The following is an 18,705-nucleotide window of genomic DNA, read 5'->3' on the forward strand; positions in this document are numbered from 1 at the left end:
CCGATGAGCGCGATCCTCACGATCACGCCCAATCCGGCGGTCGACGTGTCGACAACAGTGGACAGGATCGTTCCTGTCGCCAAGCTGCGCGGCATCGGGCAGCGCCGCGATCCCGGCGGCGGCGGCATCAACGTTGCGCGCGTGGTCAAGCGCCTCGGCGGCAATGCCACCGCGCTCTATCCAGTGGGCGGCCTCACGGGAGACCTGCTGCGTCAATTGCTGGACAAGGAGGGCGTCGAAAGCCTGACCTTTCCGATCGCGGGCGAGACCCGACAAGACTTCTTCGTCCGCGAGATCGGCACGGGCCAGCCCTATCGATTCATCCTACCAGGGCCGCCTCTTGCAGAGCACGAATGGCAGAGATGCCTTGCCCTGCTGTCGGCGCTGCAGCCGTTTCCCAGCTTCGTGGTTGCCAGCGGAAGCCTGCCGGCAGGCGTGCCCGACGACTTCTATGCAAGGGTCGCAAGGATCGTCAAGCAGCGCGGCGCCAAGATGATCCCTGATCTCCGGTCAGGCCCTTGTTGCTGCGGTGGCGGAAGGAGTCGAACTGGTCAAGCCGAACCTGCGGGAGATGCGCGAGCTGGTCGGCCACGAGCCGTCCGATTCCGCCGAATGGGAAGCCGCCGCCGGAACGCTGGTACGCAGCGGCAAAGCGGCGATGGTCGCCCTCACGATGGGACATCTCGGCGCCGCGCTGGTGACGAGCGACCGCGTGTGGCGCGCCAAACCTCTGGCGATCGTGCCCGTCGGCGGCGTCGGCGCAGGTGACAGTTTTCTCGGCGCGCTGGTTTACGGTTTGGCATCCGGAGCCAGCCTCGAACACTGCTTTCGACAGGCGGTCGCTGCCGGCGCCGCCGCCCTGCTCAATCCCGGCACAGAACTCAGCCGGCCCGACGACGTCAAACGCCTCGCCGAGCAGGTCATTCTCTCTACGGCAATCTGACCGAGCCGGTCGGAAGCGCCGGGGGCTCTGCCTGCTGCGGCGGCGTTTCCCGGTTGAGGCGGTCGAGCGACAGCAGAAGACCGCCGACCCGTTCCAGCGACGACCTCCAATCGGCGATACGCGCGTAATTGTCGACAACCCAGTTGAACGAGGCCTGCACCAGAGTGAAGGCCGCGGCGGCTTGCGTGAGCTCGCCCAGCGTCATGGCTCCGGAAAGAAATTTCGGCGCGCAAAGCACCAGGCCGATGATCGGCGCCAGAAGCGTGTTTCCATGTGACACGATCGTCGTCCGCATCAGTTGCCAGCACAGGCGGCGCCATTGATCGATGGTGGCCCCGAGCGCACCGCGAACGTCACGGCAGACTTCCGACCGTCGGTCTCGCGGCGCGGCACCCTCCCCGATATCGCGGAGCTCATGAGCCGCCGTGATCAACTCCGCCTCGGCCTGGTTCTTGATCTGAACCAGCCGGGTCAGGGGCGCCCCGACCAGCGTCATCGCGGTCGTCACGATGCCGGAATAGAGCGCGACACCGATGACCAGGTAGCCCGGGATCCGGATGGAATGACTTCCCACAGGGAGCGCGATGTCGCCACCGACGGTCCAGAGAATCTGGATGAAAATGACCGCGCTGAGCAGCGCGGATACGAGCCCGAGCGCAAGGTCGATTGGAGCATCCGTAGCGATCCTGACGTCCTCGGCGATCCGGTATTCGGGAATCTGCTGCTCGCTCTGCACCGCCGCGAGGCGGGCATAACGGTCATCCTCGACCCAATAGTCGATCACTTTCCCGGTCAGCCATTCCCGCCACTTTCTTTGCACGGTCATGCGGCCCCAGACCGACGTGACGGCGAGCGTGACGCTGCCGAGGCACAGAGGGACGAGCAGGAACGCCTGCCCTCTCAGCCGCGCAGGATCGCGGCTCTCCAGCGCATCGAAGAAGTCGCGATTCCAGTAGTTGAAGCGAAATTGCACGTAGAGCTGAAGGACGACGACGGTCACCAACAGCACGCATAGCATCCATACGCGCCAGGCCGATGCTCCCCGCCAGAAGCCGGAGGCGCTCTGCCAAAATCGCGACTTCGCCCGCGAAGAGCCGTTCTGGGCCGGTTCGATCATCATCGACGTTCACAGCTAAAGCGGGCATGAGCTGCGCACTTGATCTTTCGCAAACCGACGGCGCGGAGATGCGCCAAAGTCGTCGCCATTCAGACCCATTTTGCAGCGCGGGAGAATGCGCGATGGACGCATCGAGCTACATTCGCTGGTTCGGGGACATATGTCTCGCCGACGTGCCGCTGGTCGGAGGCAAGACCGCATCCCTGGGCGAATTGTATTCGGCGCTGACGCCCGAGGGCGTCAAAGTCCCGAACGGCTTTGCGCTGACCGCGGCCGCATATCGGGACGCCCTGACCGAGGCGGGCGCATGGGACAAGCTCGGCCGGCTCCTCGCCGGCGTCGACAAGCGGCGGATCGCCGATCTTGCCCGCCGCGCCGCCGCCGCGCGCGCGATCGTCTACGCGGCGACCGACCGGGAGGATCTGCGCGATCAGGTCAGGCAGGCGTATCGTCAGCTGGAGCAGGAATACGGACGCAACGTCGCGGTCGCGGTCCGCAGTTCGGCCACGGCCGAGGACCTTCCGACCGCAAGCTTTGCCGGTCAGCACGACAGCTTTCTCAACATCCGGGGCGCGGACGGACTGATGGAGGCCTGCCGCCGCTGCTTTGCTTCACTGTTCACGGACCGTGCGATCTCCTATCGGATCGACAATGGCTTCGATCACTTCAAGTCGCGCTGTCGGTTGCCGTGATGAAGATGGTCCGCTCGGATCTTGCGGCAAGCGGCGTCACCTTCACGCTCGATACCGAGACCGGCTTTCGCGACGTCGTATTCGTGACCGGGGTCTACGGGCTCGGCGAGAATATCGTGCAGGGCGTCGTCGACCCCGATGAATTCTACGTTCACAAGCCGACCTTCAACGCCGGCTTCCGCGCGGTTCTGTCGCGCCGCCTGGGATCCAAGGCAAAGCGGATGGTCTACGGCCGCGGGCACAACACGACCCGGAACGAGGCAACGCCGGCAAATGCGCGCCGGCAATTCTGCATCAATGACGACGAAGTCCTGACGCTGGCCGAATGCGCGATGCTCGTCGAGAAGCATTACTCGCAAAAGTCAGGCAAGCCGACCCCGATGGACGTGGAATGGGCCAAGGACGGCAAGGACGGCGCGCTCTACATCATCCAGGCCCGGCCCGAGACGGTCGCCTCGCGGCGGAAGCCGGAGGCACTCGAGAGCTATGTCCTGAAATCGTCCGGGACGGCGCTGGCCGAAGGCCGTGCCGTCGGGGAAAAGATCGCGGCCGGGCGCATCCGACTGATCAGGAACGAGCGGGATCTCCAAAAATTCCGTCCGGGCGAGGTGCTTGTCGCGACGGCCACGCGCCCGGACTGGGAGCCCGTCATGAAGCTCGCCGCCGCGATCGTGACCGATCATGGCGGCCGCACCTGCCATGCCGCCATCATCGCACGCGAACTCGGGGTGCCCGCGGTGGTCGGAACGGGCGGTTTCAGCAAGAGGGCGAAGACCGGCACGGCTGTGACGGTGTCCTGCGCGGAAGGTGACATCGGTCACGTCTTCGAGGGCACCCTGCCCTACGACGTCGAACGGACCGCGACCGAAAGCGTGCAGAAGCCGCGCACCGAAATCATGGTGAACCTCGGCAATCCCGAGGTCGCGTTCAAGACCGCATCCCTGCCGAGCGATGGCGTTGGCCTCGCCCGGATGGAATTCATCATCAACCAGCATATCGGAATCCATCCGATGGCGCTCGCCTGCCCCGACAAGGTGACCTCAGGGCGGGACCGGCGCAAGATCAAGCTGCTGACCGCACGCCACAAGCAGCCGTCGGAGTTCTTTGTCGAGCGGCTTTCGGAGGGCGTCGGCACCATCGCTGCGGCGTTCTATCCCCGGCCGGTGATCGTGCGCCTGTCCGATTTCAAGACCAATGAATATGCGAACCTTCTCGGCGGCGCCGATTTCGAGCCTCGCGAGGAGAACCCGATGCTCGGCTTTCGGGGCGCAGCGCGCTACGCGCACCCCGCCTATGCGCAAGGATTTGCGCTGGAATGCGCTGCATTGAAGCGGGTGCGCGAGGCGATGGGCCTCACCAATCTCAAAATCATGGTTCCGTTCTGCCGGCGTGTCGAGGAAGCGCGCAAGGTCATTGCAGCCATGGCAACTCATGGCCTCAAGCGGGGTGAGAACGGCCTGGAGATATTCATGATGTGCGAGATCCCGAACAACGTCATCCTGATCGACCAGTTCGCGCAATTATTCGACGGTTTCTCCATCGGCTCCAATGATCTCACCCAGCTGACGCTCGGCGTCGACCGCGACTCCGAGATCGTCGCCTTCGACTTCGACGAGCGCGATCCCGGCATGCTGCAAATGCTGTCGATGGCCGTGCTTGGCGCCAAGCGTAACCGGCGCCACGTCGGCATCTGCGACGAGGCTCCCGCCAACTATCCGGAGATCGCGAAATACCTGGCTGAGCTCGGGATCGATTCGATCAGCGTGAATCCGTCGAGTGTGTTGCGGACCATCAAGATCGTCCGCACTGCGGAGCGCGACAGTGGGGAAGGCCGGCGGGCTGCGGGCTAGAGTGCGATGAGTTTAGGACGAGCCGTCACTCCTGCGATGTACGCCAAGCGCCTGACGCACCTCATCGTCCTCGAGGGCATCCCTGATCGCGCGGTCGGCCGGCCTGGTCTCCAGGACCGGTGCGTCGCGCTCAGGTGCGGGCACCTCCGCCTTTCGCTTCGCCCCGCTCTTCTGGCCATCCTTGTCCATTGCACACTCTCCTGGGACGTGGACGTCAGAGCCTTTTCCGTTCCGATGGAATCGGAACGGGGCTCTAGACTCTTGTTTTGACGCGTTTTCCTGACGCGAACCGGTATCCACTTCGCTCGAAAACGCTCTAGTGCGACATCAGCAGGCAGACCGGAGCGTGCCGCAGAAGGCTCTGCGTCATGCCGCCGAAGACCCACTCGCCCAACCGGCTGTGCCCGTAGCCTCCGGTCACGATGAGGTCGGCGCCGACGTCGGCGGCCAGCCGAACGAGGTAGCCCGCGTCAGGCTCCGCCGTATGCACGCGCACCTCGTGCTGGCAGCTCACGCCGTGACGCTGAAGATATCTGGTCACGTCCCGCACCCGGTCTCGCGCCGCATCCTGTTCGCTCGACGTGCAGATTTCGGCGACCGTGACCTGCGAAGCGCGGGTCAGAAACGGCAGCGCGTCCCGAACGGCCAGGCGCGACTCCCGGGCATCCTTCCAGCCGACCACGATCCGATCGCCCGAAAATCGGGTGACGCCGTCCGGCACCGACAGGATCGGACGGCCCAGCCGCAACATCGCTCCCGCCGCATCGAGGTGGCGGGAGTAATTCGGCTTCAGCTGGCTGCGCCGCACCACGACGACGTCCGCCGCCCTGGACTGCTCGACCAGGAACTCGGTCGGAAAGCCGATCGTCCAGCGCCATTCCACCTTTTCATTCGGCAGGCGAACGATGCGCCTGAACCACGCCTCCTTGTCCGACAGCGTTGCGCGTATGCGCTCGAGATCCTCCGCACTCGTCTGTTCGATGATCACGCCTTCGGCTACGAACGGTGGATCGATTGCGATGGCCGAGACGCCGAGCAAGGCGGCTTCAAAGCCGTTCGCGACCGCCTCGGCGACGGCGATCTGGCCTTCGTCCTGCTGCTCGGAATCGACGTAGACCATGACGCTGGCAAGAGAGCTGGCAAGAGACATGTCATTGCTCCATTACTCGAATGGGACTCTTATCTCGCGTTTCCCGATCGTCCCGTTGACGCAAATCAAGCGGTTCGGTCGCGCTCCTTGATCCCGAACAATCCCGCTGGCCCGGCGGCAAGATGCCGAGAACCGGCTCCCGCTCGAGGAGCGTCAGATCAAGCGTGTGCCGATCATCGCGTGCTCCGGCTCCGCGGCGACCCTTGATGGCGATCAAGAGGCGCGCACCCGCCACAGCGTCGCGGCAAGCAGGAGATAGGCGGCGCAAGTCCATATCGCCTGCCAGTTCGCCGGCCCTTCGTTGAATCCTACGTAGACCGCCGCTCCGACAAACACGCCCGCAAACAACGTCTCCGCCACAGGACGGCTTCCCTTCCCGGGCGGATTGAGCAGCGTCACGGCCGCGAGAGGTAGCGCCGCCATGGTGAGAGCCGCAAAAGGAAAGTCGATAAAGCGCGGGTCGAACACAAGCCCGAGCGCAGTGGCCGTACCGATCACGGCCGTTCCGATCAGGGCCAACCCGTGCATGGTCACGAGCATCGACTCCGTCCGATAGCCTTTGGGGCCGAGCAATTCCTGACAACTGGGCAGTGGACGCCCCGATATCAGGGCGTTGGCGCCGAGCACCGGCGAAACCGTGGCGGCCACCAGCAGAGAGCTCCACAGGAGCCAGCCACCCATTCCGATACTTTCAAAGAACACCTTCTGGGCGGCCACGCCAAACAGGATTCCGGCTGTCGTCGCCGATATTGCGACCCCAAACCATGAAGCCAGGCCAGCGCGCCCGGGCTTGCGACGCGAGGTCAACCACGCCGCGCCGAAGACCAGCGTCGCCAGCGCAATTCCACTGCACATTTGCAGCTTCCAGAGCGGAAAGTTGCTGACGGGGATGCCGGCAGGATATTTGAGCACGCGCTCCTCGCCTCCGAACAGTCCCCATGATCCGCCGACCGTGCCCTCGATCTCCCGCTTCCAGGATTCGTCATAGGCCTCGAACAGGTTGACGCGGAAATGCTCGCGTCGGGCAAGGTCGAGGACCTCCGAGACCACCCGAGCCTGATTGACAGGGGACGGCAACGCCGATTCCCGCATCCGTCCCTGGCTCGGCCAACCTATCTCTCCGATCAGGATTTCCTTGCCCGGAAAAGCCGCCGCGACCTGTCGGCGTATTGCGTCGGCGTGCGCAACAGCGGATTCCGCCGGGATCGGCACGTTCTCCCAATAGGGCAGGATATGAATCGTGACGAAATCGACGACGTCATAGAGCTCACGATTGCTCAGCCAGAATTCCCAGACGTCGGCATAGGTCACGGGGACACTGACCTGCGCCTTGACCGAGCGGATCGTGTCGGCGAGATCGGATACAGTTATGTCCTTGCGCAGCAGCGTCTCGTTTCCGACCACGAGCGCGATCACGGTCTCGGGATATTCCCTGGCGAGGCGTATCGCCGTCGAAATCTGCGTTTGGTTCTTCTGCTTGTCCTTGTCGAGGAAAATGCCCTGGATGACCTTCAGCCCCGCTCTGGCCGCAAGTTCGGGGATCTGGTCGAGACCAAGATCGTTCGCATAGGTACGGATGCAGTCGGTTATCTCCGCCAGCTGAGCAAGATCCTCCGCGATCTGCTCACGCGATACCTGCGTCGCAGGCGAAAGCGACGTCTGATGGTTGCGGAATGGAGCGTATGAGATGCACTGGACCTTGTCGTTCGGATCGATGGGCGCGCGCACCAGATGGACTGGAGTCCCCAACCACCACCACACGACGGCGATGGCGCCCAGCGATATCAGGAAGAGCGCGAGCGAAACGCGCACAGCATCCCGCGGTCTTCCGGCAGGCGCGACGTGACTGGCTTCCCCGCTTGGCGAGAGCAACAGCCTGGAGAACCAGCTTGCTTTTCGAGGATAGACCAACTGATCACACGTGCAGTGCCGCTTTTCACCTGCCGCGATGTCGCGGACGCGCCACATTGTTTCAGTTGCGCGCCTGCAATCGCGACTGCATGAGAAGCAAGGGGATCATGCAATTGAACTTGTTCGACGGTCGCTTCTGAAGGAATTATAGGATCGCTCGCGTTTCCACAAGCCGGTTGGTTCAGGCCAATTCCGGTGCGGCGAGCGTACGGCCTGTAATGGATGGGCCCGTACGGTGCATGGTAAGGTCCCGCAGGATAGAAGACCGGGGCCGGATAATATGGATATGGGCCCCAATAAGGCGCGCCCGTCATCTCAGCGAGATCGTGATGTGGCTGAGATTGGCGGCGAATTCCACCCCAGCCTTGGGTCCCTGCAGCACCATCGTGACGCCCTTGTCGTTCCGGAGATGGACGCCATTGACGCCGCCGACCAGAGCGGCGCCGCCACCGACAGAACTGTAAGTGCCGGCGAAGTCGCCGATGTGGCGAATTCCTGACGCCCGGCCATCGAGCCGACCGACCGTCGCGCCAGCGGTGATGCCCAGGCTGACGCCAGTGATGCGGAACGGATAGTTGCGGCCACGATAGGTCAGAACGCCGCTGCCGGCACCACCCCCGACCAGCAGGCCCGCTTTCACGATCTTGACCCGCACCTCGCCGGATGCCTGGGCAAGCGACGGCGTCACCGGCACTGCAACTGCCAGCAGCGCCAGCGCCGCCAGGCGAATGACGAACGCCTGCCGTGCAGGACGCATGTGGTCAAGGCTTGGCAGCATCGACTTTCTTCCAGGTCTGGTCGGGATCGAACAGCGTGGTGCGCTGCGCGACGAACTCCGTCCGCCTGCCGAGGTCCTTCTGGTAGACGGCGCCGGCGTGATTGACCAGGAAGGTCATGACGCCGGAATTTCCATACTCCGCGGGCCAGGCGATCAACGCGAAGCCACCGATCATCTTGCCCTTGACCACGTAGTTGAGCGCGCCGCCCGGCGCATCAGATCCCTGCCCTTTGAGGATACGGAAGTAATAGCCGTGATACGGAGCTGGCCTGTCACCAGCCTTGTAGCCTTCGGCCGAGGCCTGTGCCGCCAGCGCGCCGAGCGGGCTTGGGTCGCTGTCGTCCCACCAGAACAAACCATCCTTCTTGCCGGCCGTGGAGACAATGCGTTGCGCGTAGATGCCTGCGCCCTCGCCGCGATCCTTGTCGGCATATTCGTTCTGGGCATCGACATAGGCGAGACAAGTCTGGATCGCATCGAGCTCGTTGCGGCCGATACGGCGACGAAGCACCTCGATGCGCCCCTCGTCGGTGTCGAACTCCCAGCCCGTTCTGGTGTTGACGAGCGGAATCGGGAACGGGAAGTCCTCGGATCCGAGCATCAGCGTGGCCTTCTTGTTGCCCTCCGCCTTGATCGCATGCTTGGAGTCATACATGGAGACGAAGCGTGCACGGATATCGGCATCGGCGACCTCGTCTCCGGACGAGACGATGTCGGCCGCCGATCTGCCGAGGACGTTCAGGATCTCACGCGGTCCGCTCTTGACCGCGGCAGCGAGCGCGGACCCCGCCTCCTCAGGCGTCCGGTAGGACTGCTGTGCCAGGCTCGCGGTGCACATCAGCGCGAGCGCCATGACGCTCGGCAAAGCGGCGCGACGACATGATTTCAGACCGATCATGGCGTCACCTCCGCCGGGATCGTCGCGCCGGCGGCGAGCCAGTCGCGGTAGGTGCGGAATTTCAGGCCGAGCCTCTTGTAATGGACCCGCAGATACCCGTCGCTGCCGCGCATGACGGCGTTCGGCATGATTTGCGCGACCTCCTGCGCCATGACGCCGACATAGGCCTTGTCGCTGCCGATATAGCTGAAGCGATAGTAGCCGAGCCCATTGCCGAGATGGCCGAGCAGGACGACATCATGCTTCAGCGCGACATCGGAGCGCCGGCCGCCGCCACCGCGGCCTCCGCCTCCGCCGCGGAAGCCGCCGCCACCTCCCATCGACATTCCGCCGCCACCGCGGCCGGCCATGCTCGGTCCGCCTCCGCCGCGTGGCATGCTCGCCATGCTGGATCGACCGCGCGCCGACGCCGCGGCCGCCGATCGCCCGGACGAGACGTTCATCGCGCCGCCACGATTGCCACCACCGCCGCGGCTTGCCGCACCGCCACCGGCGCGGTTCGCCGCCTTGGCGCGATCGCCGCCACCCTTGGCACGATCGCCGGCACCTTTGGCACGATCGCTTGCGCCCACGCGATCGCCGCCGCCCGGACGATCGCGCGTACCGGCCCCCGCGCGATCCCCTGCTCCCTGACGATCGCCGCGATCGCCCGCACGGTCACCCGCGCGATCTCCAGCACCCTGACTGGGACGCAGCACCTGATTGCCATCGCGGCCGCGGAAATCCATCCGGTCCGACGCGCCGGCCTTGATATTGTTGTTGCCAAAACGCTGCGACACGTTGGCATTGTTGTAGCGCACGCCCTGACGATGTGTCGGATTGTGCTGCCAGCCGGCGTTGATGTTGGTGGCCCGGTGATTGACGTAGACGTTGCGGTTGCCCCAATTGCAGCCGCCGCCCCAATAATTGCCCCAGCGTCCGATCGCCCAGGCCGTACCGAACGCGAGACCCGTGGCGATCACGCCGGCGCCGATATACGACGGATATCCGAAGTAATAGGGAGGATATTCTGCGTAAGGCCACGATCCGTAGACCGTTGCCGGATCATAATAGGGAACATAGATCGCTTCCGGATCCGCCGACTGAATCACGACGACCTGCTTGTTGTCCTGGGTCTGAACGCTGACCTTCTGCTGCTTCGTCGTAACAAGCTTCTTGTTGTCATAGGCCTTGGTGCGCAGGCGCTGGATCGCGTCCATCACGTCCGGCTGCTGGGCAAGAAACGCATCGCCCAGATTCTTGGTCCAATCGATCTTGTCGCTCATCATGGCGAGAACATCCGCCGTACTCGCGAGCGCCTTGACACTGTCGTCCCAGGACTGCTTGTCGACCTCAATCTTCAATGCATCGCCCTTCAGTGACTTGCGCTCCTTGAGCCATCGGTCTGCCTGCACCACCTCCAGTGGGTAGGTGGAGGCGGCCAGCACGTTTGCGAGCAGATCGTCCGGGTAAAGAGCGATCGGTGCCACGAGCGCCTCGAGCTGCTCAGGCTTCAGCAGTTCCGCAGACGGCGCGGCCGGGCTCGCCGGCTGCATCGCCGGGGCCGCTGGCTTGTCGGACGTCTGCGCGAACGTTGCGACGGGTGTCGCCATGAACAGCATGAGCGCAATCAGGGTCTTGCCGCTACGAAACATCGCATCCTCCATCGTCGAGGCAAGTGTCAGCATCGGTGCGCCAAGCCGACCTTCGTTGACAAAGATCAAAGAAACCTCGCGCATGCGATTTGCTGCGATGCGCCCGTCGACAGTTCAGCGACAGACGGTCAATGCGCGATGGGCAGCAGGATCGTGAACAGCGCACCGCGCGATGGCTGGTTCTCGGCAGCGATCTTGCCGCCGTGGGCTTCAACGATGGTCCTGACGATGGCAAGGCCCATGCCCATGCCTTGCGGCTTGGTGCTGAAGAACGGGTTGAAGATATCCTTCACGTCTGCGGGAGCAATTCCCGGCCCGCTGTCGCTGATCCGGATCTCCGCAAACGCATCGGACTGGGCCGTTGCCACATTGATCTCCCGCTCCGTCGCACCGGCCTGCGAGATCGCGTCGATCGCGTTGATGATCAGGTTGAGAATGACCTGCTGAAGCTGAATGGGATCGCCCTTGACCCGCAGCACGCTAGTGGATGGCGCAAATTTCAGGGCAATTCGGCGCCCATCGCTGACAGCGGACAACAGCCTGATTGCCTCCCCCACCGTGTCGTTGAGGTCGATATTGGCGATCTCGAATGGCGTCTTCTTCAGGATGCTGCGCAGCCTGCGGATCACCTCGCTGGCCCGCTGGTCGTCGCGCCGGATATCGGCGAGAATTTCTCCGATTTCCACCAGATTGGGCGACTCGCTCTTCAGCATCAGCTCCGCCGTCTCGGTGTTCGTCAGGATCGACCCCAACGGCTGATTCAGCTCGTGGGCAATCGACGTGGTCAGCTCGCCTGCCGCCGCGTACCGGTTGACGTGGGCCAGCTCCGCAAGACGCTGCCGGGACTCAACCTCGGCCACGAGCCGCCGGCGCCGCTCGTAAAGCAGGCCGCCGATCAGGCCCGCCTGGATCAGGATGACGGCGGCGAGCATTGCGATCTGCCAGCGGTACGTCTCCCAAAGGCCCGCCTGCCGAAACAGAACTTCGCTTCCGACGGGCAGATCGCTCTCGTTGATGCCCCAGCGCTGCATCTCACGCCAATCATACTTCGGAGGTCCAAACTGGAGGGGCTCGAACCTCATCGTGCTGGGTCTCTCGCCGGCCAGGATGCGAATCACAGCTTCGACCGTCTTCTTGCTCGTGTCCCCGATCGAATGCATCGGGCCGCCGACCGTATAGCCGTTGAAGAACGGCTCCTGGTAGGAAAATATCGGAGCATTGGCGACGGCGCGAAGACTGCGCAGGGCAAGATCGCTTTCATGGACAATGCCGGCCCCGTCGACCGACATCAAGCCCCAGAACAGAACCGTGTGCGGCGGAAGCACCGATGCTCTCTTCAGAATCTCGTCGAACGACAGTTCATTGTACCAGACGAAGGCCAGGCGCCCCTCGAAGGGGGCCGTCTCGCGCTTGATCTCGTCGAGCCAGAACTTTTCCAGGCGAGAGGCGCCGATCACGACAGCGATCGTCTTCGTCTCCGGCAGGACCTTGAGGATACCGTAGAAGGCAGCCGTGAAGTTGTTCTGGACGGAGACCACGGTGTCGTTGTCGGTCAAGTCCGCGCGGTTCACCAGCCGCTCTTCGACCACGGTCAGGACCATCGGCGTATCGGGAAAAAGCTGATCGCGATATTTCTGGGCAAACCGTGCGGCCGGCGCCCCGATGCTAACAACGACATCAGGGGGTACGCCCGCGTAGAGGGAGCGGAGATAGTTGACGAACGGCTCTTCCGGCCCGGGATTGTTGAACCGTGCCGTCAGCAGGGTATGCTCCTGGACGTCGAGCGGCCACTGCGCCTGCTGCTCCAGCACGGCCTTGATGCTCAGCGCATACTCGCTCCATGGGCGAAAGTCTCGCCCGAAGGAATGCAGCAACAAGATCCGTTTGGGCGCGCTGCGATCGGCACCCATCGCCGGCGCGGCGACGACGACCAGAAAGGCGACCAGGCAAGCGGCAAGACACGCGGCCCGGCCGGACGAGGCGCCTGCAGCACTGGGGACACGTCCGCTCATGCTCTCTTTCGGCGGCCACAATGATCGAACGGCTCTCATCAAAGCACAATCCGAGCACGGCCGCACGGAAGAAGCGTCTCGCCCTGGCGGGTCTTGTCAGCAGCGCGTCACGACCCGGCCATAGGCATCGACGACCTGCACGCAGGATGAGCCGTAGTAGGCACCGGCAGCTCCCGCCGCTCCTACGGCGACCGCGCGGCGTGTGGTTCTCCGGGCAACTCCGGCATAGCTCATGGGAGTCAAGGGGCGTCCGACCCTCGCCTGGGCCTCGGCAAAGAACCTTCCTTCGATGAGGCCATTTGTTTCATTCGAGGACAAGCCGATGCTGAAGGCGGTTACCCCTGCGGCAAACAGGATGACTTTTCGAAACGCGATCATTTCTTTGCTCCTGTCGGCGTACCAGGGGGAAGCTCGTCGAACTCTGCGATTGCGGCACCCTCAAGATCGACCTTGGTGGCGCCCGCCGGCGCAACGAAAGCGAAGACATCGGCGTTCAGAGCGTCAGTCTTCCAATCCTTGATCCGGAGCGTGTATTGCGGCGCCCCGGCGAGTGTTTTGCTCGTGATGACGTATTTGTGCGGCACGGGCTTGGCGCCGGCCTCGATCCAGATCTGCCAGTCCGTGTCCGGCGTGCGGAACGCAAGATGCTCGCACTCGACGCCATCGACGACACCCTGCCCGATATGCTTGCCCTCGATGACGGTGGCCATCAATTCGTCGAACGCATTGGAGAGCAGCAGGTCGGCGCCCGGCATCCCGGTGCCGGAACGCGCCTGAAGCGCGTCGATCATCTTGTCGATGGTCCCGGGCGCGTCCGCCTGGACATAGCTCTTGGCATTGTTGCCATAGATCGAAATCAGCTTGCCGTCATAGACCAGCTCAACATCGGCATAGCCGCCGGTGCGTCTGACCCGGAGCTTGTCCGGGCGACTCATCTTGATCTCGCCGGAGCTCGCGAACTGGATCTTCTGCAGTTCGGGCGTGATGATCTCGATGTCGCTATCGAAGGACGCGGACATTGTCTTCTGGCCGGCCAGATAGTCCGTCATCGATTTCAGGATCTTGGCTGGATCATCGGCATGCGCGGACGAGGTCGCCGCCAGCAGCAGAGCCGTGCCCATGCCAGGCAATATCTTACGAAGGGTTGTTGATCTCATCGCGTATCCTCCTCGGATGAAGGCCATTGAGATGCGCCGCCCGCTTGCTTGCTTGACATGAGTCAATGCTCCCGAAACTTGTCGTCAGGGCGCCGGGCACCTGTGATAGCGGATCTCCATGTCCTCAATACCCGGGAACAGCCGGATGAGGCTGTTTGCATCCAGCTCCTTCAGGCTGAACTGGACGCTGGAGAGCATCATGTCGGTCGCGCAGGCCGCAACCAGATTGACGGTGGGACCTGCGTCTTTCCTCGCCCTGATCCGGCAGCGCGCGAATTTTCCGATGATCTGATCTCCGTCGATGATGAAGCCGCCGCCATAGACGTCAGACATGTCGGTGAAACCGAGCTGGGCCCCCTTGCGCACGAACACCTTGTCGCAATTGTCGGCATCGCTGACCCAGGCGCCGTTGAGATCGAGCGCGTTGGCGCCGACGGCCGTAACGACAAGCGAAATCAGTGCCGCACCTGGCCCGACCATTCTCCGCAAACCCATCTGCTCCCTCCTCCTCTGTCGTTCAATGCCCGCCACTCAGCACGAGCGTCTGGATCGGCAGCAACAGCGCCTGGATCCGCAGCAGCAGCGCATGCACGAGGCCGACGCCATCCACGACATGCAGCGCGATCTTCCGGCTGGTCGGGGTGTCCTTGGCCGAGATCTCTTCGTGGTTGCTGGTGTAGGCGTTGACGATGCAGCTCGAGCCCGGTGTGACACCGTCGAGGCCCCCCTTGTAGAGCGGCTCCAGGTACACCAGGATCGTGCCGGGGCGGACGGCATTCTGCGGATCGATGAGCTGCTCGCCGGAGCGAAACTGTCCGGCGGCGATATAGTCCTGCACCGTCGTGATCACCATCGGAATGATCACCCATGGCTTGGATATGCAGGTCGCTTCCGCGACCATGCCCTCCTTCATGACCTGCGCCTCGATCTGGCCGAAACCGGCCTGGAGCGCCTTGCGGCCCGCACCCTCCGGAACGAGAACGCCGGCCGGACGCATCAGCTGGTTGACGACGTCGCCGGGGCGAACCAGGAACTGCTCGACGCGCCCGTCGACGCCGGCGCGTACGAGGGTCTTGTCGAGATCGACCTGAGCCTGGTCGAGCGCGGCTTCGGCGCTGGCCTTTTGGGCCGGCAGCAGAGCCGAGACCTGCAAGGACGCCGACTGCTTCGCCGCGGTCGCGGCGTCGATGCCGGACTGTCGCTGATCGACCAGCACCTGGAGCTTGTCGATGTCACGCTGCGGAACGATGCCGGGATTGCGGCGCTGGAGCTCGGTCTTGACCTCGAGCTCGTCCTTGGCCTGCTGATAGTTGGCTCTCGCCTCGCCGATCTGCGCCTCGGCCTTGACCACATCGGCCTGCGCCGTCTGCATGGCGGCATCGACCTCTGCCACCTTCCGCCTGGCGGTCTCGACCGCTGCTTTCTGCTTCGAGCTGTCGAGGGTGAACAGCACATCGCCCTTCCTCACGGGCGCGCTGAAGCCGACGTTCACTTCGGCAACACGGCCCGAGCCTTCGGGCAGAATCGGCACGGTGCGGAAGTACAGCGCCGCCGACGACGTCGCCGGATGGAAATAGAAGATCATGGTGATCAGCGACACCGTCAGCATCAGGCAGGCGGTGATGCCCCAGCGCAGCTCGTACCAGACCGAGAAGAAGGTGATTTCCTTGCCGAAGCGCTTGCCCTGGGCGTAGCGCCGGTAGAGATAGTCCGGCAGGATCGTCACGAGCGAGCAGATCAGCAGCTCAAGCATGGCTGTGCTCCTTCTCCTTGGCGGGTCCCTGCCTGTCCGCCGGAGGCGGCGCGACGGCCGGCTCGGCCTGAACTTCCCCCGCATCAGAGGCCGGCGTCGCGTCGGCGATCTTCTCGACGGACCCTGCAATGCTGCGCAGCGGCGTGCCGAAATCCGGAAGATCGACCATCGCGAGGAGCAGGCCGGCGATCCAGAAGATGTGCATGTGCGTGAACAGGGAGATCAGGCCGAGCACCGCAACGAACTCGAACTGCAGTTTTTGCGATTTGTGCGCCATCCGCTCGGGCAGGCTGTGCAGTTTCCAATAGAGCGTACCGACCCAGAGCACGACCCCGATCAGGAACACGCCCATCACCACCATCAGCGTGTCGGTACCGCTGCCCGGCGCCAGATAGAACGGCAGATGATGCGGTGCCATCGGATGAAGCTGATCGCTCAAACGTCTCTCCCGGTCAAAAACTTGCAGGTGCGGTACTGTGTTCGGGTACGCCCTCGTTTGCTTGATTTGAATCAAGGGAACGCTTTCCGTCCGCCCTAGCGTTTCCGGCATGCTGATTGGACAACCATCAGGAGCCGCCAGCCATGCCCGGCCTAGACGACCTCATCCCCAACGCCGCCCAAATTCGAAAGGAAGCCGCCCTCAAGGAGGCTGAAAAGGCAGAGGAATATGTCCGCCTCGCCGCAGCCGCCGAGGCCGAGAAGCGCGCGCTGATCGAGCGCTTGAGCAAACCCTCCGGCAAGAGCGAGGAGGAGAAGATCAAGCTCGCCTCGACCGTCATCCAGCGTGCGGTGCGAAACGGCCTCACCGAAGTGCAGGTCTACCGCTTTCCCAACACGCTGTGCACGGACAAGGGACGCGCCATCAACCAGATGGAAAAAGGGTGGGAGAACACCCTGACCGGAATCCCCAAGGAGATCTTCCAGCTCTGGACCGATTATCTGAAGCCGCGCGGCTACCGCATCTCCTATCAGATCATCGATTTTCCCGGCGGCATGCCCGGCGACATCGGCGTGACCATTTCCTGGGACGATTAGCAACGGGACGGATGGGCATGGCCAAGGACGCAGCTGCGGAGCGGATGAAGCGGAAGGATTACGAGAAGGAGCTCGAAAAGCTCCAGGTCGAGCTGTGCCACCTCCAGGACTATGTGCGGGAAAACAAGCTCCGTGTCATCATCCTGTTCGAGGGCCGGGACGCCGCCGGCAAGGGCGGCACGATCAAGGCCATGACCGAGAAGGTCAGCCCGCGCGTGTTCCGGGTCGTCGCCCTGCCCGCGCCATCCGACCGCGAGAAGACGCAGCTGTTCTTCCAGCGCTACATGGAGCGGTTTCCGGCCGGCGGCGAGATCGTGATCTTCGACCGGAGCTGGTACAACCGCGCCGGCGTCGAATACGTCATGGGCTTCTGCACTCCCGCGGATCACCAGCGCTTCCTCACGCTATGCCCCCAGATGGAGAAGTACGTCATCGACGGCGGCATCATCCTGGTCAAGATCTGGCTCGAGGTCGGCATGGACGAGCAGGAGCGGCGCTTCAAGGCCCGCATCGACGACCCGGTCCGGCAATGGAAGCTCAGTCCGATGGATCTGGAATCCTTTCGGCGGTGGTACGACTATTCGCGGGCGCGGGACCTGATGCTGAACAAGACCAGCACGAAGGAGGCGCCCTGGTACATCGTCCGCTCCGACGACAAACGTAGGGCGCGGTTGAACTGCATCGCCCACATTCTTGGCGCCATCCCCCACAAACGCATCAAGAAGGACAAGATCAAGCTGCCGAAGCGCACCGACAAGGGACGCTACAACGACCAGGCCAGCCTGAAGGGAATGAATTTCGTCGCCGAACGATATTGAAGGCGAGCGGGCTGCGGTGACGCAGCCCGTCGCCTGTTCCGATCACTTCAGACGGATCGTGACCCCGCCAACGGCAGCCGACACTTCCGCGCCGACCCTGGGGCCGCTGAGCTGAAGGATCACGCCATTGGCGTTCTGCAACTGCACGGCGCCGGCTCCTGCAGCAATGGCGCCGCCCGCTCCGCCGACTGCGTAGGAGCCTTCGATGGACGCCGGCCCCTTCAGATTGAGCGCCCGGCCGGTGAACTTCGTGGTCGATGCCCCGATGGTGAGGCCCACGCTCATGCCCGACACCGTGAATGGATATTTCTTGCCCCGGTAGAGCAGAACGCCCTCGCCGCCACCGGCGCCTACGATGAAGCCACCCTTGGTGAAGACGACCGCAACCTGGCCGGTATCGGCACGCGCCGACGTGCTGAATCCGACGATACCGGTGAGGGAGAGGGACGCGATCAGGGCCGCATAGACAACAGGCTTTCTCATGGTTTTCGTTTCCTCTTGGAGTTTGACGCCGGACTATTGGGCGAGCAGCATCGCGAAGTAGCCGGGCCCGCGCGTCGTATGCGCACCGAAGGTCGGTGGGACCAGCTCGGGCGCATCGCCGTCGCCCTCGTCCTTCGCATTCCAGTCGCCAGAATGCTGGCGGAAGGATCGCGTCGCCAGGGTGATCCGTGTCGCAAGGGCAAGCGATGTTGCCCCGTCGCCGGCCGCCGCTGCTTCGCGTAGCGCCCCCATCAGTTGCAGGCCGGGATAGCCGTGAAACTCCTCCGTGACCGAGAGATCGGCCAGCGCCGCATCGCATTTCGCGCGGTCGCCGCCGCGGGCCCACGCCTTTGCAGCATCCACCAGATCACGCCAATCGTCAGCTCCCGAAAAGAACTGATCGATGCGCTGCTGCGTGGGCTTGGCGTCCTTCGACATATGTATCTCTCGATTCTTATCGGCTCGCGTGGAAGG

The 18,705-nt window shown here is 63.6% G+C and carries 17 protein-coding genes and 2 pseudogenes; 4 read left to right on the forward strand and 15 right to left on the reverse strand.

All coding sequences use genetic code 11. From position 1 onward, the window contains the following. Positions 1 to 3 precede the first annotated feature (3 nt). Positions 4 to 943 (forward strand): annotated as a pseudogene (locus H1B27_RS28800) (1-phosphofructokinase family hexose kinase). Here the strand turns inward: H1B27_RS28800 and H1B27_RS28805 are convergent. After that, positions 930 to 2,060: an SbmA/BacA-like family transporter gene (locus tag H1B27_RS28805; protein ID WP_197968438.1), complete on the reverse strand. Its 1,131-nt coding sequence runs from the start codon at positions 2,058 to 2,060 to the stop codon at positions 930 to 932. The pseudogene H1B27_RS28800 and the gene H1B27_RS28805 sit on opposite strands and share 14 nt — an antisense overlap. Before the next feature lie 122 nt (positions 2,061 to 2,182). On the opposite strand from H1B27_RS28805, the pseudogene ppsA reads away from it, so the two are divergent. Further along, positions 2,183 to 4,602: pseudogene (gene ppsA, locus H1B27_RS28810) on the forward strand (phosphoenolpyruvate synthase). 12 nt (positions 4,603 to 4,614) lie between these two features. Here the strand turns inward: ppsA and H1B27_RS28815 are convergent. From H1B27_RS28815 to H1B27_RS28870, 12 genes are all read right to left on the reverse strand, one after another. Beyond that, entirely contained in the window at positions 4,615 to 4,791 is a 177-nt protein-coding gene (locus H1B27_RS28815) for a hypothetical protein (RefSeq protein WP_197968403.1), read from the reverse strand. A gap of 127 nt (positions 4,792 to 4,918) precedes the next feature. After that, entirely contained in the window at positions 4,919 to 5,752 is an 834-nt protein-coding gene (locus tag H1B27_RS28820) for a universal stress protein (RefSeq protein WP_197968404.1), read from the reverse strand. 213 nt (positions 5,753 to 5,965) lie between these two features. Next, positions 5,966 to 7,564: a glycoside hydrolase family 17 protein gene (locus H1B27_RS28825; protein ID WP_311977097.1), complete on the reverse strand. Its 1,599-nt coding sequence runs from the start codon at positions 7,562 to 7,564 to the stop codon at positions 5,966 to 5,968. A 409-nt stretch (positions 7,565 to 7,973) separates the two neighbouring features. Next, positions 7,974 to 8,441 carry a hypothetical protein gene (locus tag H1B27_RS28830; protein WP_246515775.1) on the reverse strand — a complete coding sequence of 156 codons (468 nt, stop codon included), beginning with the start codon at positions 8,439 to 8,441 and terminating at the stop codon, positions 7,974 to 7,976. Next, positions 8,425 to 9,339 carry a DUF2950 domain-containing protein gene (locus tag H1B27_RS28835; protein ID WP_197968405.1) on the reverse strand — a complete coding sequence of 305 codons (915 nt, stop codon included), beginning with the start codon at positions 9,337 to 9,339 and terminating at the stop codon, positions 8,425 to 8,427. Before H1B27_RS28835 ends, H1B27_RS28830 begins: the two co-directional genes overlap by 17 nt. Beyond that, a complete protein-coding gene (locus H1B27_RS28840) occupies positions 9,336 to 10,973 on the reverse strand; it encodes a DUF3300 domain-containing protein (protein WP_197968440.1) in 1,638 nt (545 codons plus the stop codon). The genes H1B27_RS28835 and H1B27_RS28840 overlap by 4 nt, the downstream gene beginning before the upstream one ends. A 128-nt stretch (positions 10,974 to 11,101) precedes the next feature. Further along, complete coding sequence (locus tag H1B27_RS28845) at positions 11,102 to 12,985, reverse strand: sensor histidine kinase (protein WP_197968406.1); 1,884 nt, start codon at positions 12,983 to 12,985, stop codon at positions 11,102 to 11,104. 96 nt (positions 12,986 to 13,081) lie between these two features. Continuing rightward, the gene (locus H1B27_RS28850) at positions 13,082 to 13,363 is read right to left on the reverse strand and encodes a hypothetical protein (RefSeq protein ID WP_197968407.1); all 282 of its coding nucleotides are present in this window, start codon (positions 13,361 to 13,363) and stop codon (positions 13,082 to 13,084) included. Beyond that, positions 13,360 to 14,106, reverse strand: coding sequence for a DUF2092 domain-containing protein (locus H1B27_RS28855; protein ID WP_245311966.1), 747 nt, complete (start codon positions 14,104 to 14,106; stop codon positions 13,360 to 13,362). Before H1B27_RS28855 ends, H1B27_RS28850 begins: the two co-directional genes overlap by 4 nt. A 120-nt stretch (positions 14,107 to 14,226) precedes the next feature. After that, positions 14,227 to 14,637 (reverse strand): hypothetical protein, encoded by a 411-nt coding sequence (locus H1B27_RS28860; RefSeq protein WP_061878347.1) that lies wholly within the window; start codon positions 14,635 to 14,637, stop codon positions 14,227 to 14,229. Between the two features lie 22 nt (positions 14,638 to 14,659). Beyond that, complete coding sequence (locus H1B27_RS28865) at positions 14,660 to 15,895, reverse strand: HlyD family secretion protein (protein WP_061878348.1); 1,236 nt, start codon at positions 15,893 to 15,895, stop codon at positions 14,660 to 14,662. Next, positions 15,888 to 16,313 (reverse strand): hypothetical protein, encoded by a 426-nt coding sequence (locus H1B27_RS28870; RefSeq protein WP_061878689.1) that lies wholly within the window; start codon positions 16,311 to 16,313, stop codon positions 15,888 to 15,890. Before H1B27_RS28870 ends, H1B27_RS28865 begins: the two co-directional genes overlap by 8 nt. A gap of 164 nt (positions 16,314 to 16,477) precedes the next feature. Between H1B27_RS28870 and H1B27_RS28875 the strand changes: the two genes are divergently transcribed. Both H1B27_RS28875 and ppk2 read left to right on the forward strand, forming a co-directional pair. Beyond that, the gene (locus H1B27_RS28875; protein ID WP_061878349.1) at positions 16,478 to 16,930 is read left to right on the forward strand and encodes a hypothetical protein; all 453 of its coding nucleotides are present in this window, start codon (positions 16,478 to 16,480) and stop codon (positions 16,928 to 16,930) included. Positions 16,931 to 16,947: 17 nt separating this feature from the next. Next, complete coding sequence (gene ppk2 / locus H1B27_RS28880; protein WP_197968408.1) at positions 16,948 to 17,748, forward strand: polyphosphate kinase 2; 801 nt, start codon at positions 16,948 to 16,950, stop codon at positions 17,746 to 17,748. A 42-nt stretch (positions 17,749 to 17,790) separates the two neighbouring features. Here ppk2 and H1B27_RS28885 read toward each other — a convergent pair whose 3' ends face one another. Next, on the reverse strand, positions 17,791 to 18,231 hold the full coding sequence (locus H1B27_RS28885) for a hypothetical protein (protein WP_197968409.1): 441 nt from the start codon (positions 18,229 to 18,231) through the stop codon (positions 17,791 to 17,793). A gap of 33 nt (positions 18,232 to 18,264) precedes the next feature. Further along, positions 18,265 to 18,669 carry a hypothetical protein gene (locus H1B27_RS28890; protein WP_246515777.1) on the reverse strand — a complete coding sequence of 135 codons (405 nt, stop codon included), beginning with the start codon at positions 18,667 to 18,669 and terminating at the stop codon, positions 18,265 to 18,267. Positions 18,670 to 18,705: the final 36 nt, after the last annotated feature.

The sequence above is a fragment of the Bradyrhizobium diversitatis genome (assembly GCF_016031635.1).
GTDB classification, from domain to species: domain Bacteria; phylum Pseudomonadota; class Alphaproteobacteria; order Rhizobiales; family Xanthobacteraceae; genus Bradyrhizobium; species Bradyrhizobium diversitatis.

Excerpts from the sequence above, each read along its gene's own strand:
- H1B27_RS28860 (WP_061878347.1), bottom strand. The coding sequence starts at position 14,637 with ATGGGTTTGCGGAGAATGGTCGGGCCAGGTGCGGCACTGATTTCGCTT.
- H1B27_RS28850 (WP_197968407.1), bottom strand. The coding sequence starts at position 13,363 with ATGATCGCGTTTCGAAAAGTCATCCTGTTTGCCGCAGGGGTAACCGCC.
- H1B27_RS28875 (WP_061878349.1), top strand. The coding sequence starts at position 16,478 with ATGCCCGGCCTAGACGACCTCATCCCCAACGCCGCCCAAATTCGAAAG.
- H1B27_RS28820 (WP_197968404.1), bottom strand. The coding sequence starts at position 5,752 with ATGTCTCTTGCCAGCTCTCTTGCCAGCGTCATGGTCTACGTCGATTCC.
- H1B27_RS28830 (WP_246515775.1), bottom strand. The coding sequence starts at position 8,441 with ATGCTGCCAAGCCTTGACCACATGCGTCCTGCACGGCAGGCGTTCGTC.
- H1B27_RS28845 (WP_197968406.1), bottom strand. The coding sequence starts at position 12,985 with ATGAGCGGACGTGTCCCCAGTGCTGCAGGCGCCTCGTCCGGCCGGGCC.
- H1B27_RS28835 (WP_197968405.1), bottom strand. The coding sequence starts at position 9,339 with ATGATCGGTCTGAAATCATGTCGTCGCGCCGCTTTGCCGAGCGTCATG.
- H1B27_RS28815 (WP_197968403.1), bottom strand. The coding sequence starts at position 4,791 with ATGGACAAGGATGGCCAGAAGAGCGGGGCGAAGCGAAAGGCGGAGGTG.
- H1B27_RS28885 (WP_197968409.1), bottom strand. The coding sequence starts at position 18,231 with ATGAGAAAGCCTGTTGTCTATGCGGCCCTGATCGCGTCCCTCTCCCTC.
- H1B27_RS28870 (WP_061878689.1), bottom strand. The coding sequence starts at position 16,313 with ATGGCACCGCATCATCTGCCGTTCTATCTGGCGCCGGGCAGCGGTACC.
- H1B27_RS28890 (WP_246515777.1), bottom strand. The coding sequence starts at position 18,669 with ATGTCGAAGGACGCCAAGCCCACGCAGCAGCGCATCGATCAGTTCTTT.
- H1B27_RS28855 (WP_245311966.1), bottom strand. The coding sequence starts at position 14,106 with ATGGGCACGGCTCTGCTGCTGGCGGCGACCTCGTCCGCGCATGCCGAT.
- ppk2 (WP_197968408.1), top strand. The coding sequence starts at position 16,948 with ATGGCCAAGGACGCAGCTGCGGAGCGGATGAAGCGGAAGGATTACGAG.
- H1B27_RS28865 (WP_061878348.1), bottom strand. The coding sequence starts at position 15,895 with ATGCTTGAGCTGCTGATCTGCTCGCTCGTGACGATCCTGCCGGACTAT.
- H1B27_RS28805 (WP_197968438.1), bottom strand. The coding sequence starts at position 2,060 with ATGATCGAACCGGCCCAGAACGGCTCTTCGCGGGCGAAGTCGCGATTT.
- H1B27_RS28840 (WP_197968440.1), bottom strand. The coding sequence starts at position 10,973 with ATGTTTCGTAGCGGCAAGACCCTGATTGCGCTCATGCTGTTCATGGCG.